14 protein-coding genes are annotated in these 15,131 nt (G+C 61.7%); 11 read left to right on the forward strand and 3 right to left on the reverse strand.

What is annotated here, in order from left to right; translation table 11 throughout:
• Positions 1–161: 161 nt before the first annotated feature.
• The 3 genes from F3H87_RS16885 to F3H87_RS16895 are packed head-to-tail and all read left to right on the forward strand — an operon-like array spanning position 162 to position 3,795.
• Positions 162–1,592 carry an MmgE/PrpD family protein gene (locus tag F3H87_RS16885; protein ID WP_027264346.1) on the forward strand — a complete coding sequence of 477 codons (1,431 nt, stop codon included), beginning with the start codon at positions 162–164 and terminating at the stop codon, positions 1,590–1,592.
• Positions 1,592–2,650 carry an acyl-CoA dehydrogenase family protein gene (locus F3H87_RS16890; RefSeq protein ID WP_027264345.1) on the forward strand — a complete coding sequence of 353 codons (1,059 nt, stop codon included), beginning with the start codon at positions 1,592–1,594 and terminating at the stop codon, positions 2,648–2,650. The genes F3H87_RS16885 and F3H87_RS16890 overlap by 1 nt, the downstream gene beginning before the upstream one ends.
• Positions 2,647–3,795: an acyl-CoA dehydrogenase family protein gene (locus F3H87_RS16895; protein ID WP_027264344.1), complete on the forward strand. Its 1,149-nt coding sequence runs from the start codon at positions 2,647–2,649 to the stop codon at positions 3,793–3,795. The genes F3H87_RS16890 and F3H87_RS16895 overlap by 4 nt, the downstream gene beginning before the upstream one ends.
• Before the next feature lie 40 nt (positions 3,796–3,835).
• On the opposite strand, the gene F3H87_RS16900 is transcribed toward F3H87_RS16895, so the two are convergent.
• On the reverse strand, positions 3,836–4,591 hold the full coding sequence (locus F3H87_RS16900; protein ID WP_237267661.1) for an IclR family transcriptional regulator: 756 nt from the start codon (positions 4,589–4,591) through the stop codon (positions 3,836–3,838).
• A gap of 97 nt (positions 4,592–4,688) precedes the next feature.
• Complete coding sequence (locus F3H87_RS16905; protein ID WP_036051571.1) at positions 4,689–5,171, reverse strand: MaoC family dehydratase; 483 nt, start codon at positions 5,169–5,171, stop codon at positions 4,689–4,691.
• A 320-nt stretch (positions 5,172–5,491) separates the two neighbouring features.
• On the opposite strand from F3H87_RS16905, the gene F3H87_RS16910 reads away from it, so the two are divergent.
• The 8 genes from F3H87_RS16910 to F3H87_RS16945 all read left to right on the forward strand — a co-directional run bounded on the left by F3H87_RS16910 (position 5,492) and on the right by F3H87_RS16945 (position 13,869).
• Positions 5,492–6,604 (forward strand): acyl-CoA dehydrogenase family protein, encoded by a 1,113-nt coding sequence (locus F3H87_RS16910; RefSeq protein WP_027264341.1) that lies wholly within the window; start codon positions 5,492–5,494, stop codon positions 6,602–6,604.
• 16 nt (positions 6,605–6,620) lie between these two features.
• Positions 6,621–7,847 carry an acyl-CoA dehydrogenase family protein gene (locus F3H87_RS16915; protein ID WP_027264340.1) on the forward strand — a complete coding sequence of 409 codons (1,227 nt, stop codon included), beginning with the start codon at positions 6,621–6,623 and terminating at the stop codon, positions 7,845–7,847.
• Between the two features lie 49 nt (positions 7,848–7,896).
• Positions 7,897–9,042: a TAXI family TRAP transporter solute-binding subunit gene (locus F3H87_RS16920; protein WP_027264339.1), complete on the forward strand. Its 1,146-nt coding sequence runs from the start codon at positions 7,897–7,899 to the stop codon at positions 9,040–9,042.
• A gap of 68 nt (positions 9,043–9,110) precedes the next feature.
• Positions 9,111–11,078 carry a TRAP transporter permease gene (locus tag F3H87_RS16925; protein ID WP_027264338.1) on the forward strand — a complete coding sequence of 656 codons (1,968 nt, stop codon included), beginning with the start codon at positions 9,111–9,113 and terminating at the stop codon, positions 11,076–11,078.
• Between the two features lies 1 nt (position 11,079).
• Positions 11,080–11,493, forward strand: a complete 414-nt coding sequence (locus F3H87_RS16930; protein WP_036051569.1) for a PaaI family thioesterase — start codon at positions 11,080–11,082, stop codon at positions 11,491–11,493.
• A 60-nt stretch (positions 11,494–11,553) separates the two neighbouring features.
• The gene (locus F3H87_RS16935) at positions 11,554–12,330 is read left to right on the forward strand and encodes an SDR family NAD(P)-dependent oxidoreductase (protein WP_027264336.1); all 777 of its coding nucleotides are present in this window, start codon (positions 11,554–11,556) and stop codon (positions 12,328–12,330) included.
• Between the two features lies 1 nt (position 12,331).
• Positions 12,332–12,727, forward strand: coding sequence for a Zn-ribbon domain-containing OB-fold protein (locus F3H87_RS16940; protein WP_027264335.1), 396 nt, complete (start codon positions 12,332–12,334; stop codon positions 12,725–12,727).
• Positions 12,724–13,869, forward strand: coding sequence for a thiolase (locus F3H87_RS16945; protein ID WP_027264334.1), 1,146 nt, complete (start codon positions 12,724–12,726; stop codon positions 13,867–13,869). Before F3H87_RS16940 ends, F3H87_RS16945 begins: the two co-directional genes overlap by 4 nt.
• 68 nt (positions 13,870–13,937) lie before the next feature.
• Here F3H87_RS16945 and F3H87_RS16950 read toward each other — a convergent pair whose 3' ends face one another.
• Positions 13,938–15,071, reverse strand: coding sequence for a C4-dicarboxylate TRAP transporter substrate-binding protein (locus F3H87_RS16950; protein WP_027264333.1), 1,134 nt, complete (start codon positions 15,069–15,071; stop codon positions 13,938–13,940).
• Positions 15,072–15,131 lie beyond the last annotated feature (60 nt).

The raw sequence follows: 15,131 nt of genomic DNA on the forward strand, positions 1-15,131 counted from the left end.
CTGCACGGAAACAGAGGAAGGATGAGCACCCAGAATATCCAACGGCAGCAAGGATCACAACGCAAGCATCCCGCTCCAACACATATGTGCGAAAGAGTGGGGCCGAGAGTTGATAGCGCCCGCCTTGATGAGGCAATATGCAGTGTCAGAGAAAGAAGTGGATGATCAGCGATTTCACCATCCGTTTGTCGCGGTTCGTCGCCGCGCCGCACCGGCTGAGCGTTGCAGACGCCGAGCAGGCCGCGCTTTGCGTTGAGGATACCATAGCCGCCATCTATGGCGGGTGGCATGAACCGGTGGTTCGCCGGCTGGCGGCGCTTGACGCGGGCGGACCGGCAGTCCCGGCAGGAGCTGCTGAAGGTGGCAGTCCCGAACAGGCCGCGTTCCTGAACGCGGTTGCCGGTCATGCGCTCGATTTCGACGATGTCCATACGGTCAGCGTCACCCATCCCAGTGTTGTAATCGTGTCGGCGCTGCTGGCCACCGTGGATGTCCGGCCGGACACGGCCGGCCGCATTGCCCCCGCGCTTGCGGTCGGAACAGCCGTCAATGTCGCGCTCGGTCAGATCCTGGGTTTTGGCCACTACAACAAGGGCTGGCACGCAACGTCGACCATCGGGGTTCTGGCATCGGCGGCAGCGGTCGCGCATCAGCTTGGGCTCGACGACGACGCAGTCCGCAACGCCCTGTCCCTGGCCGCGTCGCTGGCCGGGGGAATGCAGATCAATTTCGGCGCCATGGCGAAACCGATCCAGGCCGGAAACGCCGCCCTTGTCGGATTGCGGGCCACCCGGATGGCCGAGGCCGGCATCACGGGCGCCCCGGACATCTTCGCGGCGCGCGGCTTCTTCGACCTTTATGCCGGCCCGGACGGGATTGCGGCCGACCCCGCAGCGGTGGAACCGCGGATCGATCTGGGCACGGTGTCCCGCAAGCTGTATCCCTGCTGCTACCTCACCCACAGGATGATCGCCGCCGGGCGGCACCTTCACGCCGAACGCGGCGGCGAGGCGGTGCCCGAAGGATCGGTGATTGAAATGACAGTGCCCGAAAGCGTCATGGTCCCGTTGCATGTCACCGACCCCAAAGATGGAATGCAGGCCAAGTTCTGTGCCGCCTATACGCTCGCCGTGGCCCTGCAGCAGGGCCAGGTCGGGCTGGTGGATTTCGAAGGGGACAGCCCCCATCGCCCCGCGGTGCGCCGGCTTATGGACATGGTGCATATCCAAACCATGCCGGAAGCGGGGCGGGATCACGCTGGCGTGGACCATGGGACGGTCCATGTCCGCCTGCGCAAAGGGAACGTAACCCTGGCCGAAACCTCGGTCGCGGCGCACCCCGGCTCTCCCTCGGATCCGGCAACCCCTGCCGCGATCGGCGACAAAATCGCCGATTGCCTCGGAAAATATCGCAGGGACGGGGGCGCGGCGCCCTCTGCCAGTGCGTTCCGCCGGGATCTGCGCACGCGGCTGCATCTGCCGCCACTGCGAGAGGCGTCGGCCCCCGACGGGCAAAAAAACCATGCGCGGCAGGACAAGCCCGTGAAGGAAATGTCCAGCGCCGATCAAACACCGTCTGAAAGGACCGTCTGATGGAATCGATGATTCATGACATGGCAGAGCGACTGTTCCGCGACCATGTCACCCACCGCATGCGCGAAGACGCCGCCTCGGGACAATGCCCCGAGGCGCTCTGGACGCAGATCGAGGAGGCAGGGTTAACCATGGCGCTGGTGCCAGAGGACGCAGGCGGTTTCGGCGTGCCACCGGCCGAGGCGCTCGGTCTTGTGCGTATTGTCGGGGCGCATGGCCTGCCCTTGCCTCTGGCTGAAACCCTGATCGCAAACGCCGTTCTGGCGGCCGCGAATATGGCCCTTCCCGGTGGCAGGCTGACCATCGCCGAAGGCGAAGCGCTGCGGTTGGAACGGCGCGGCAAGAAGATCCATGCGAGCGGGCATCTGACACTGGTGCCCTTTGCCCGCTGGGCGAACCGGATCGTGACCATTGGCGTCCTGGACGGTGTCGATCACGTCCTGTCCCTGCCGGTGAAGGATCTGATCGTTGACCCGGCGCAGGATTTTGCCGGGATGCCACGCGACGACATCGAACTCGATTATACCCTGACAGAGACCGATGTCACCCCCTTGCCACGACCCGTGGGAGGGATGCGCGGGCTTGGTGCACTTATCCGCAGTCTTGCCACCACCGGGGCGATGGAGACCATCCTGAAGATGAGCGTTCAATACGCCAACGACCGGGTGCAGTTCGGACGGCCAATCGGCAGGTTCCAGGCGATCCAGCACAATCTTGCGACAATGGCCGGAGAAACCGCAGCCTCGCGCACGGCCGCCGAGATGGCGGCCGGCAGCTATGACACACCGGCCTTTGCGCTGGCCGTTGCCGCCGCCAAGGCCCGCGCCGGAGAAGCGGCCGAGAAGGTCGGGGCCCTGGCCCACCAGATTCACGGGGCCATCGGTTATACCCAGGAACACGCGCTTCACCATTTCACCAAACGGATTTGGGGCTGGCGTGACGAGTTCGGCACCGAGCTTGACTGGACCAGGGAACTTGGGCGGGCCGCCCTGTCGAGCCCCCACGACACCTTCTGGCATTTCATCACAGACAGCGCTGCAAAAGGGACCCAGGCATGACCCTCACCGCTTTTTCTCCCCCCCCGCCCGGCGCCGACTATGACGACCTCCGGCAAGAGGTCCGCGCGTTCCTGGCCGACGAACTGGCCGATTTCCCGCCCATAAAACGCGCGCAGTCGTGGAATGGGTTCAGCCGTGATTTTTCACGAAAGCTGGCGCAGCGCGGCTGGGTCGGCATGACCTTCCCAAAGGAATACGGCGGCCACGCGCGCAGCGCGCTTGAGCGGTATGTCGTGTCCGAAGAGCTACTGGCCGCCGGTGCCCCGGTGATTTCGCACTGGATCGCAGATCGGCAGAGCGGTCCGCTCATACTTGCCAAGGGCACCGACGATCAGAAACGCCGGATCGTGCCGCGCATCGCCGCGGGCGAACTGTGTTTCTGCATCGGGATGAGCGAGCCGGATTCCGGCTCGGACCTGGCGGCGACGCGCACGATGGCCACCGAGGTCGACGGGGGGTTCCGGATCAACGGCACGAAGGTCTGGACGACCTATGCGCATGTCGCCGATTACATGATCCTGTTCTGCCGCACCGGCAAGAGCGACGACCGCCACGGCGGGATGAGCCAATTTCTGGTCGATCTCAAGGCCACCGACAACATTCAGATCACCCCGATCATCGACTTGGGCGGTGAGCATCATTTCAACCAGGTGGTATTCGACGATACCTTTTTGCCCTCCGATGCGCTGCTGGGCGAAAAGGGCGAGGGCTGGTCGCAGGTCATGAGCGAACTGGCGTTCGAGCGCAGCGGCCCCGAGCGGTTCCTGTCGTCGTTTGCCCTGATCGAGGAACTGATCCGATTGCTGCGCGACGACGCAACCGAAGCGCAGCAGGCCGAGATTGGCCGTTTGTCCGCGCATCTGATGGTGCTGCGGCAGATGTCACGATCGGTGGCCGGAATGTTGAACGAAGGAGAGAACCCGTCACTTCAGGCTGCCATTGTCAAGGATCTGGGAGCGCTTTTCGAACAGGACATTCCGCGCCTGGCCCGAAGTCTTGTGTCGCGCCCGGCGGTGCCTGGCGGGAGCGATAGCTATGCGGCTGTTCTGGCGTATACCGAACTCGCCGTTCCGTCGTTTTCGTTGCGCGGCGGCACACGCGAAATTCTTCGCGGTATCATTGCGCGGGGACTCGGACTGAGATGATCCCGCCTGCGGAATGACAACAACGGCGGGCGGCACACGTCTAGTGCCGGCCGGTTTCCCCAACCTCCGAACGATAGCCGAGTGCTCGGGAGAGCTGTTCAGCGGCCGTTTTGGCAGCGGCAACATATCGCTTCTTGTTACGCTTGGCGCGCTCCAGAGGAGCACCAATCACCAATGCTCCTGCCAAGTGTCCGTCGGCGCGAAAGACCGGAACCCCGAACCCCGCTGCATCTACATGCGCGGTTCCAGCTGTACTGGAATACCCGGTTTTGCGAATCTCCGAAATTAACCCGCGCAGTTCATTTTCATCGGTGATCGAATTAGGCGTCAGCGGCTTTAATTCAGTGCGCCGAAAATAATCGTCCAGTTCCTGCTGCGTGTCAAAGGCCAGCATGACCAGCCCCGATGCCGAACAGAACAATGGCCGGTTGATCCCCTGTTGGGCGACATACCGAACGGGCTGGGGGCTTTCGATGACCGACGAATAAATGACTTTCTCGCCGTCCCGGACAGCAAACAGGATGGTTTCACCGGTCTGGTTAACCACATCATTCATCACCCCGCGCAGGACCGATTCGAACGGGTGGTTGGTCAGAATTGACTGGGCGAACTGAAAAATCCTCGGACCCAGAAAGTAATTGTCTTCCTCGCGCATCAGATACCCCTTCTCGGTGAGGGGCCGAAGCAGCACCAGCAAACTGCTCTTGGGGCAATCAATCGCGATGCTGAGTTCCGAAAGAGACATGTGACGTTTGCAGCGCGCCAAAAGATCGAACAACGCAAGGATACGCGTCAAGGACCGGGGCCCTTCCGATGTGCGCCCGGCGGCTTCGGCTGGGCCAGATTGCGCGGTTTTCATAGTCATGTCTCCAGTGCCGCTATCCGGAACAGGCCTATGCCTTTCCTGGCTCTTTATCCGTCATGCGGGCCTTGATCATCCGCAACGGCGTATACTCCAATACCTGTTCTCCGGTTTGCTTGAACACCTTGTTTCGCGTCCGCACCAATCCGCGGTTCGGACGGCTCTTCGACCGGCGCGATTCTGTTACCTCGACCTCACAATGGATGGTGTCCCCGGCAAATGTGGGCCCCATGACCTTCAGTTCCATGTCCAGAAAGGCAAAGCCGGTATGTTGCATTGTGGATTGGGTCAAGAGCCCTTCCATAAAGGTATAGACCAGCGCACCGGGCGCGGCGAAACCGGGGATATTGGATTCCTTCTCTCGGAAGTCACGATTGATGAACAAGACCTCAAGCATGCCGGTAACACTTACAAAATTCGTGATATCGGTTTCGGTGACGGTGCGGCCAATGGTCCGAAACCTGCGCCCCACTGGCAAATCTTCATAACAAAACCCGAGTCCTACAGTTTCCATTTCGCACAATTCCCTTGATCAGTTCCATTTTCTGAGAGGGTTCGGCCACATCTGTCCTGCGCCCGGAACACGCCCCGGTTCCTTCACGTTAGGCGGCAAGCTCCGCAGCAATCAATCGACTGCCTCGTTTTTGCGGCTTTCACGTCGATTGAGCACATTCTTGATGAATCGCATTCTTCGCTCCAGTGGCCCCTTTTTCCACGCCACAGCACATATGTGGTTTTACGCGGCTGGTGCCGGATAGCGTTTGGGACATACCGAACGCGTACCTTACCTTTTTGTGAACAGGCGCCAAATGCCATGACCCGAAGAGGACCAGCATGAATTTCGGCTTTTCCGACGAACACGATGCCATACGCGACACGCTGGCACGAATGCTGAGCGATCACGCCACTCTCGCGGTGGCGCATGACTGTCTTGAGGCTGCCGACGGGTTCGATTCCGCAACCTGGACCGCCTTGGCGGACGGCGGATGGCTGGGCCTTGCAATTGCCGAAGACTACGGGGGGGCGGCGATGGGGGCGATCGAACTGGCCATTGTCGCCGAAGAGATCGGCCGTAGCCTGGCCGCCATACCTTTTGGCCCGGTTCTTGGCCTGGCGATCCCCGCGATTCAGGACTTGGGCACGCAAAGCCAAAGGGAAAATCTGCTTCCCCGGATCGCCGAAGGCCGCATGATCGTTACCGTCGCGCTTGCCGAGGATGGAGGGTCTGCACCGGAACGGGTCTCGGCAAAAGTGCTGCAGGATCGCCTTTCGGGACGGAAATCGCCAGTTTCGTTCGCATCCGATGCGTCATTCGCGATCGTCGCCGCCCTGGACGAAGGCGGCACCGCGCGCCTTTATCTGGCGGATCTTTCGGACCCCTCGGTGTCGATCAGCGCGCTGGATGCGATCGACCGCACCCGTCCGACGTCCGAGATCGTCTTTCACGACACGCCGGTTGAACTGCTTCCCGGGTCCGATCCCGCAGCGATCCGGACTCTTCTGGACGGCGCCGCAGTGTTGGCCGCCTTCGAACAGATCGGCCTGGCCGAGCGGGCGCTTTTCCTGACCAGAGACTATGCCTGCGAGCGGCAGGCGTTCGGACGCCAGATCGGCAGTTTTCAGGCGGTCAAGCACCGGCTCGCGGACATGTTCGCCAAGATCGAGCTGGCACGGTCCAATGCTTTTTTCGGCGCCTGGGCGCTGGCGAGCGGGGATGAACGGCTGTCCGAAGCGGCGGCGGTAGCACGCCTCGCGGCTCTCGATGCAGTGCAATTCACCACTGAGGAATCGGTGCAGCTTCACGGTGGGATCGGGTTCACCTGGGCGGCCGACCCGCATTTGTTTCTGCGGCGAGGATGGCAGTTGAAGGCCGAACTCGGCCTGGCCGATTTGTGGCGCGAGCGGCTGCTTTGCAATCTGGCGGACGGCCAAAGGGCCGCGAACTGACAAGGACAAAGTGCAGATGGATTTCAGCGACAGCCCGGAAGAAGCCGCGTTCCGCGCCAAGGCGCGCGACTGGCTTGATGCCACCGCGACCCGCCGCAATGGAAGCGAAAAGGCCCAGGACCATTTCATGGCCCGCGACGCCGACGAAGTTGCCCGTGCGCGCGACTGGCAGGCACGAAAGGCCGACGCAGGCTGGGCGGGGCTGACATGGCCCCGTGCTTTCGGTGGGCGTGACGCCACTCCGATCGAGCAAGTGATCTGGAATCAAGAGGAAGGGCGCTACGCCGTCCCGCCCAACGTCTTTCTGATCGGGATCGGGCTGGTCGGGCCTACGGTCATGATCCACGGCACCGAAGACCAGAAAACAAGATTCCTGCCCCGGGCTCTCACGGGCGAAGACATCTGGTGCCAACTTTTTTCCGAACCCGCCGCCGGGTCCGATTTGGCCGGTATCCGCACCCGTGCACGCCGCGAAGACGACGAATGGGTGATCTCCGGTCAGAAGGTTTGGACCTCGGGGGCGCATTATTCCACTCACGGCATCCTGCTGGCGCGCACCGATCCACAGGTGCCCAAGCACAAGGGAATGACCATGTTCCTTGTGGACATGTCCGACCCGGCCATCGAAACCCGTCCTATTCGCCAGATTTCGGGCAGCTCCAGTTTCAACGAAGTGTTCATCGACAACCTGCGCGTGCCAGACAGCGCCCGCTTGGGCGGTGTATCCGAAGGGTGGAAAGTGGCGCTGACCACACTCATGAACGAACGGTTCAGTATTTCCGTCGGCCGGGCCAGTGGCGGTGCGCGGGCCGAGGAATTGATTGATCTGGCTACCCGTGTCGAACGGAACGGTCGCCCGGCCATCGAGGACGACGAGGTGCGCGCGCGCATTGCCGATTTCATCGCGCGTCAACGCGGACTGGAATTCACCTCTTACCGGGTCATGACGTCGCTTTCGCGCGGCCAGGCACCGGGTGAAGAGGGCTCGATCGGCAAGCTGTTGCTGGGCAAGCTGCGGCAGGAAATGGGCGCTTTCGGGATGGATCTGGCGGGAACTTCGGCGGGCATATCAGCCAAGGTCGGGGATGACGTGGCGCGCTGGCGAAACGAATACCTGACCGCGCCGGGCAACCGGATCGCGGGGGGATCGGACGAGATCCAGCGCACGATCATTGGCGAACGCATTCTCGGGCTGCCGCCTGAAATACGCGTCGACAAGGATGTCGCGTTTTCAGAGCTTTGATCTGAATGGGCGCCACCCGGGACCAACGACCAACAAGGAGGAGAATATCATGAAGTTCAAGATAACCGGGATCGCTGCCGCATGCCTGGCAATGGCCACCTCGGCTGGCGCGCAAGACATCGATCTGCCTGACGTGATCGCTTGGTCGGCCTATGACACGGGATCGGCCGGTCATGCGCATTCCATAGCCATCGGCAACATGATGCGCAGCAAATACGGATCGACGGTCCGCGTGCTTCCGGGGCGAAACGACGTCTCGCGGATGACGCCGCTCAAAAACGGGACGGTCGATTATTGCCTGTGCGGCATCGCCTCCTATTTCGCTGCCGAAGGGGTTTTCCTTTTTGCTGCGCCTGAATGGGGCCCGCAGCCGATCCGCGCGGTGCTTCAGGCTGTCGGCGACTACGGTCTGGGTGTCGCCGTCGCGGCCGATGCCGGCATCGAGACGATTACGGACCTCAAGGGCAAACGGGTCGGTCGCGCCGTCAGTTCGCCGGCGATCGATGTCAACATGGAGGGGCTGCTGGCCTTTGCGGACCTGACATGGGACGACGTGGAGGCAGTGGAATTCTCGGGCTATGTGAACACGCTCCAGGGCATTCTCGAAGACCGTGTGGATGCCGCCTTTGCACTGACGACGACCACCGTAAACTACCAGATCGAGTCAAGCCCGCGCGGCCTGAAATGGCTTGAAACACCCGCGGACCAGACAGAAGCATGGGAACGCTACACCAGCGTAACGCCCTTCGTGACACCGCATATGGTGTCTGTGGGGCCGGGCATCGACCCTGCCTCCCCACTGCCCATGGCGCAGTACCCCTATCCGATCCTGGTCACTAACTCCGATCAGGATTCCACCGAGGTGCGCAACATCGTAGCCGCGCTTGACGCAGGGTTCGACGATTACAAGGATGCCGCCCCCGGTGCCAATGCGTATGCGATTGATCGCCAGATCCTGTCTTGGGTGATGCCATGGAGCGATGGCAGCGTTGCCTACTTCAAGGAAAAGGGTCTGTGGACACCGGAAGCCCAGGCAAACCAGGACAAATTGGTGGAACGGCAAGAGGTGCTCTTGCGGGCCTGGGGCACATTTGTCGGGGACGCTCCAGAGGGTGAAGAAGAATTTGCCGCTGCATGGATGAAAGCCCGTGCCGACGCACTGGAAGCGGCCGGCCACGAAGTCTTTTTCCGCTGATGCGACACAGCGCGGCGCCCCACAGGCGCCTTGCACAAAGCAACGCAGCACAAAACTGGAATACGGGCATGGCACAGGAAACACAGGAAGCGCCGGCGCAACCGACCGGTATGGGCACCCTGCCCGCGTTTGTTCGCTGGTCGCTCGTCGTCTCGGCGCTGCTTTTGACCGCGGCGTCGGTCAACCATCTGTTCAATCTGGGCTTCTTCATGAACGTCCGGTTGCTTGAAATTCACTACCTCTACGTGATGCTTCTGCTGACGCTGCCACTGGTGTTCCTTGTCTTTCCCTGTTCAAAGTCAGATCCTTACGGATCGACGCGATGGTGGGATTACTTTCTGGCCCTGCTGGCCCTGATCACCTGCGCCTTCTTTGCCTACTACGGGCGCAGCGTGGTGAACAAAGGGTGGGATTTCGCCGCTCCTCTTAATGCCGTGATCGCCAGCTTCGCCTTCTGGTTCCTGCTGCTCGTGGCCGCGCGCCGCACCGGCGGCTGGACGCTGTTCGCGGTAATCCTGGTATTTTCCATCTACCCCATGATCGCCAACTATGCGCCCGGCCCGATCCAGGGCTTCCAGCGCTCGCCCGTCGAAACGGCGATCTTCCACGCGATGAGCGGCGAAAGTGTGCTGGGCATACCGATGCGCAGCTTTGTCAATCTTGTCGTGGGGTTCATGATCTTCGGCGTTGCGATGCAACATACCGGCGCAGGTCCGTTTTTTATCGACATCGCCTTTGCCGCGCTCGGAAATGTCCGGGGCGGGCCGGCCAAGGTAGGAGTTCTGACCAGCGGGCTGACCGGTTCGATGAGCGGCAGCGTGATCACCAATGTGCTGACGACCGGATCAATTACCATTCCAGCGATGAAAAAGGTGGGGTTCAGGCCCACTTATGCGGCGGGGATCGAAGCGGCGGCGTCGACGGGGGCGGTGCTGATGCCCCCTATCATGGGCGCCACGGCCTTTGTCATGGCGACATTCCTGGCGACCGACTACACCAACATCGTTGTGGCGGCGGTGCTTCCTTCGCTGTTCTACTTTTTCGGCCTGTTCGCACAAATCGACGCATACTCGGCGCGCAACGGACTGAAAGGCGTTCCGCGCGCCGACCTTCCCAGGATCGGCAAGGTGCTGCGCGAAGGCTGGTACTTTCTCGCCGTCTTCGGGCTGCTGATCTGGATGTTGCTCTACCTCAAGCGCGAGGCGATCGCTCCATTCTATGCGACCGCGCTGCTTCTTGTCCTGAACCAGCTGCTCTCAAAATCACGCTGGGGGCGAAAGGAGCTGATGAATTTTCTGATCGCCACGGGACAGTTGTTCGTCGAACTTGTTGCCATTCTTGCGGCGGTCGGGCTGATCGTCGGCGGACTGGCGGTGACCGGGATGTCCGGGACGATCTCGAACGATCTGCTGTTCATCGCGGGCGGCAACATCTTTCTGCTTCTGCTGCTGGGGGCTTTGACCAGTTTCATTCTTGGAATGGGCATGACCGTGACCGCCGCCTATGTGATTCTGGCGGTGTCGCTGGCACCCGCCCTGGTCGCCGGCGGGCTCGATCCGATCGGCGTCCATTTATTTATCCTTTACTGGAGCATGCTGAGCTATATCACCCCCCCCGTCGCGCTCGCGGCTTTCGCCGCGGCGGCCATCGCCCAGGCCAAACCCTTTGCGACGGCCTTCGAAGCGATGAAGCTTGGAAGCATCGTCTATATAATTCCCTTCTTCTTCGTCCTTGATCCGGCGTTCATCCTGCAAGCCGGTCCACTCGAAAGCCTGCTTACGGTTCTGCGCGCCGGTCTCGGCATTCTGCTGATCTGCGCCGGTATTCAGGGGTATCTGTTTGGCGTCGGGCGGATCGAAACCGGACTGCCAGGAACAATCGCCCGCGTCCTTCTTGGTATTGCCGGTCTGGCCTTCGCCTTTCCCTCGAACGCGGGTCTGGCGGTTCCGATCCTCGGCGCGGTGGGCGCAGGTGCCGCTATGGCGGCAGTGGCTGTCGCTTTGGTGATGGTCTCGGCCAAGCAGGAGACAGCGTAATATGAGCGCACAAGACGGCAGACCGGACATCCCCGCCCCGTTCAACGCATTGCTCGGCGTGCGCTTCGTCTCGTGGTCCGATGGCAAAGCCGAGCTGCGGTTGGCCATCGGACGCGATCACCTGAACGGCGCTTTTTCGGTGCATGGCGGTGTCTACGCGACCATGCTGGACAACGCGGTCACCTTTTGCGCGGCCTACGCGGGGGATGGCCGCCCAGGTCATCGCTGCCTTACGCTTTCGCTTACCACCAGTTTCGTCGCCCCGGCGACCGAAGGAGACACGCTGACGGCCCGCGCGCGCATTGTCGGGGGCGGACGCAAACTGGTTTTTGTACAGGGCGAGATCTTCAATCAGGACGGGCACCATCTGGCCCATGGCGATGCCGTGATCAAGCGGCTCGCACCACCGTCGTGACCACCTGAGTGAACCGATGGTGAGCGAGACCAAACAAACGAAGGACAAAAGGAGACAGAAATGATCAACCCGATGGCATTGGACAATCAAGTGGTTATCGTCACAGGCGCCGGACAGGGTATCGGCCGCGGTGTGGCGGCGCTGTCGGCAGAGCTGGGCGCCAAGGTCGTGGTGAACGATCTGAACGAGGACGGCGTCAAGGAAACCGCCGAACAGATCGGTGGCAATGCCCGCGCCATCGTGGGGAATGTGGCCGACCCGGACTTTCCCGGGAAGCTCGTGAAATTCGCCTTCGACGAATTCGGCGACATCAACGGGCTTGTGAACAACGCCGGGATCGTGCGCGCCGCGATGATCCACAAGATGGACCGGGCCACCTGGCAACAGGTCATCGACGTGAACCTCACCGGTGTCTTCGCCTGCCTTCAGGCCGTGGGGACCTATTACAAGGACCGGGTCGAAAAAGACCCCGAAAGCGCCGCGCGCCGTGCCATCGTGAATATCTCATCCGATGCCGGGCGTCGCGGCACCATCGGTCAGATCAATTATGGCGCGGCAAAATCCGGGGTTCTGGGCCTGACAATGAGCGCCGCGCGTGAATGGGGCCGTTACCGCATCAACGTCAATTCAGTCTGTTTCGGAATGGTCGAGACACCAATGACTGAGACCATCCGCTCTGAAAAATTCGCCGACAGGTATATGGCGCAGATTCCGATGGGACGGATGAGCACCCCTGAAGAAGTCGCGCAGCCCGTCTGTTTCCTGTTGTCCAACGCGGCATCCTATATCACCGGCCAGCACCTGAGCGTGAACGGTGGCTTCCACATCGGGTTCTGAGATGGCCGGCATTGGACAAGGCCCAGGGCCGGACGCCGTCTTCGCCGCGAAGCTGGCCGAGGGCGTCTTCGAGATTCAGAAATGTGGCGGCTGCGGCACCCATGTATTCCATCCGCGCGTGATCTGTCCGGCCTGCGGCAGCGCGGATCTGGGATGGTTCGCGCCAACCGGGAGGGGCACCGTCTATGCGCGAACGGTCGTGCGCCGAAAACCGGAACGAGGCGGCGATTACAACGTGGTTCTGGTGGACCTGGAGGAAGGGGTACGAATGATGTCGCGCATCGACGGTATCGCGCATGACCAGATTGTCGCCGGGCTGAAAGTAACCGCGTCGATCGGCGAAGGCGCCGAAGGTGACCCCGCCGTGGTTTTCCGGCCAGAAGGAGAAGCAAATTGAGTTTACGGGGAAAAGCCGCCATCGTCGGTGCAGCGCTGGCAGGCTGCGGCGAGGCCCATGGCAAAAGCTCGATGGAGATCACAATCGAGGGGGTGCACGGCGCGCTTGCCGATGCGGGGATCGCACTTGGCGAGGTCGATGCCGTTGCCACCTGCCAGCCGCTGGATATGCTGTCGGGTCTTACACTGGCGCAGGAATTGGGCTTGAACCCCAGGTTCACGATGAACAACCGCATGGGCGGCTCGTCGTTCCTGTCGCACACGCTCTGGGCCGCGATGCTGCTCGAATTGCGGCTCGCTGATACCGTGTTGATCTGCTACGGATCGAACCAGCGCACCGCCTCGGGCAAGCTGATGACTGCGCTTGGCCTGCCGACCTACGAGGCCCCCTACCGACCGTTGTTCCCGCTGTCGTCCTATGCGCTGGCCACAGACCGTCACATGACGCAATTCGGCACAACGCGCGAACAGCTGGCCGACGTGGCGGTGGCGGCCCGGGCCTGGGCCCAAAAGAACCCCGACGCTTTCATGCGCGATCCTCTGACGCGCGAGGATGTCATCGCCTCGCGGCCGGTTTCCGACCCTCTGCGGGTGCGCGACTGCTGCCTTGTGACCGATGGCGGTGGCGCGATTGTGATGCGCCGGGCCGAGACGGCCAAGGATCACCCCAGACCTCCGGTGTATTTGCTGGGCGGCGGCGAGGGCACGACGCACCGCGACATCTCCGAAATGGCGGACCTGACCGTGACCGGCGCTGCGCAATCAGGGCGAACGGCCATGGACATGGCGGGTGTCAAACCCGCGGACATCGACGTGGTCCAGCTCTACGACGCGTTCACCATCAATGTGATCCTTTTTCTAGAAGATCTGGGCTTTTGCAAGAAAGGCGAAGGCGGTGCGTTTGTGGCGAACGGCGGCATCGCGCCTGGCGGCCACCTGCCGGTCAATACCAATGGTGGCGGCCTGTCATGCGTGCATCCCGGGATGTACGGCATCTTCACGCTGGTCGAGGCGGTGCGGCAACTGCGCGGCGATGCTGGCGATCGCCAGATCGGCAGTGCCGAACTGGCCCTGGCCCACGGCAACGGCGGTGTCCTGTCCAGCCAGGTGACGAATATCCTGGGCACCGAAGCCACCCTCTGAACAGACGAAGGAAGCAATGAAGCGGCCCTTCTTGCGAAGGGCCGCTGTGTATTCAGGCCTGAAACGGCTCAGTTCGGGTAGGTTGCGAAGTCGATCTTGGAATAAATCTCCTGACGCAGAAGGTCTGCATAAGGCTGATGATTGTCCCGGATCGGTTGCAGCGGCTCAACCAGACCGTGCCATTTCTCGATCAGCTCGCGATAGGTTGCGATCAGCGGTTCCGGATCTTCGATGCCGCGTTCCTCGCGCGAGATGCGGGCGATCTCTTCAAGATCGGCGGTGCGGAAATCAATGAGATCCTGAAGAAACTCAGGCGACGGCTGGTGTACCTGCAGGCCAAGCCCACCCGCCTCTTTCAGCACGTCGAGATCGTCGGTTTCGTAGTACACCTCGGTCTGCGCCACGGCCTCGGGTATGTTCTTGACGAATTGCTCGCGTTGCTCCGGCGAAAGTGAGATCCAGAATTTCGGGCCGGCGGCAAAGATCGAACCGGAATGATAGGTGCCCAACGGCAACTCCGTCAGGTGCTTGGCAACCTCGATCAGACTGTGCCCCTTGAGCGCACCGACCGGCTGCACCGCAGCGGTGACGACACCGTGGCTCATCGTGTCGTACATCTCGCTCGACGGCACGTTTACCGGCTCTGCCCCAAGGCGTGTCGCCCAGCGGTCCCAGACCGACCCGCCCGTGCGCAGCTTGACCCCTTGCATATCGCTGATTTCGACGATCGGCTTGGTGGTCAGCAATACATAAGGCGCAGTGCTGATCCCGCTCAGCGCCACCATGCCGTTCTTTGCGAACTCGTCCTTGCACGGCTGGCAGTGCAGCATCACGAATTCGCTGGTCGCGCCGGCCATGGCATAGTGGTCCTCGCCCAAAAGAGCGAGATCGGCGACGAGCTGCGCATAGGGCATTTCCGACCTGAAATAGGTCAACGCCAGCAGACCTACATCGGCGACGCCGTCGCGCAGGCCGGACAGTGTTGGCTTGGGGCCAAGCAAGGCGCCGCCGGCAAACAGCTTGAAGTCGAAGGCATCCGGAAATTCAGATTCGGTCATTTCGGCAAAGGCGGCATGGCCACGCGATGTCGCGTGATTGGGTGACGTCCAGTTGGATATAGTCACCCGCTTTTCGGCCAGGGCCGGTGTCGCCGCTAGAACGGTCGTCGCCGCCAGCGCGGCAAACGCATTGGTCAGTTTCATGTGGTCTCCTCCTCTTTTTCAAGACCCCGCTATTGCGCGGGGTTCGTCACGGCCGGGATG

Source organism: Lutimaribacter pacificus (assembly GCF_900142185.1).
GTDB lineage: Bacteria > Pseudomonadota > Alphaproteobacteria > Rhodobacterales > Rhodobacteraceae > Lutimaribacter > Lutimaribacter pacificus.

Excerpts from the sequence above, each read along its gene's own strand:
- F3H87_RS16930 (WP_036051569.1), top strand. The coding sequence starts at position 11,080 with ATGAGCGCACAAGACGGCAGACCGGACATCCCCGCCCCGTTCAACGCA.
- F3H87_RS16905 (WP_036051571.1), bottom strand. The coding sequence starts at position 5,171 with ATGGAAACTGTAGGACTCGGGTTTTGTTATGAAGATTTGCCAGTGGGG.
- F3H87_RS16910 (WP_027264341.1), top strand. The coding sequence starts at position 5,492 with ATGAATTTCGGCTTTTCCGACGAACACGATGCCATACGCGACACGCTG.
- F3H87_RS16920 (WP_027264339.1), top strand. The coding sequence starts at position 7,897 with ATGAAGTTCAAGATAACCGGGATCGCTGCCGCATGCCTGGCAATGGCC.
- F3H87_RS16935 (WP_027264336.1), top strand. The coding sequence starts at position 11,554 with ATGATCAACCCGATGGCATTGGACAATCAAGTGGTTATCGTCACAGGC.
- F3H87_RS16890 (WP_027264345.1), top strand. The coding sequence starts at position 1,592 with ATGGAATCGATGATTCATGACATGGCAGAGCGACTGTTCCGCGACCAT.
- F3H87_RS16915 (WP_027264340.1), top strand. The coding sequence starts at position 6,621 with ATGGATTTCAGCGACAGCCCGGAAGAAGCCGCGTTCCGCGCCAAGGCG.
- F3H87_RS16885 (WP_027264346.1), top strand. The coding sequence starts at position 162 with ATGATCAGCGATTTCACCATCCGTTTGTCGCGGTTCGTCGCCGCGCCG.
- F3H87_RS16940 (WP_027264335.1), top strand. The coding sequence starts at position 12,332 with ATGGCCGGCATTGGACAAGGCCCAGGGCCGGACGCCGTCTTCGCCGCG.
- F3H87_RS16925 (WP_027264338.1), top strand. The coding sequence starts at position 9,111 with ATGGCACAGGAAACACAGGAAGCGCCGGCGCAACCGACCGGTATGGGC.
- F3H87_RS16950 (WP_027264333.1), bottom strand. The coding sequence starts at position 15,071 with ATGAAACTGACCAATGCGTTTGCCGCGCTGGCGGCGACGACCGTTCTA.
- F3H87_RS16895 (WP_027264344.1), top strand. The coding sequence starts at position 2,647 with ATGACCCTCACCGCTTTTTCTCCCCCCCCGCCCGGCGCCGACTATGAC.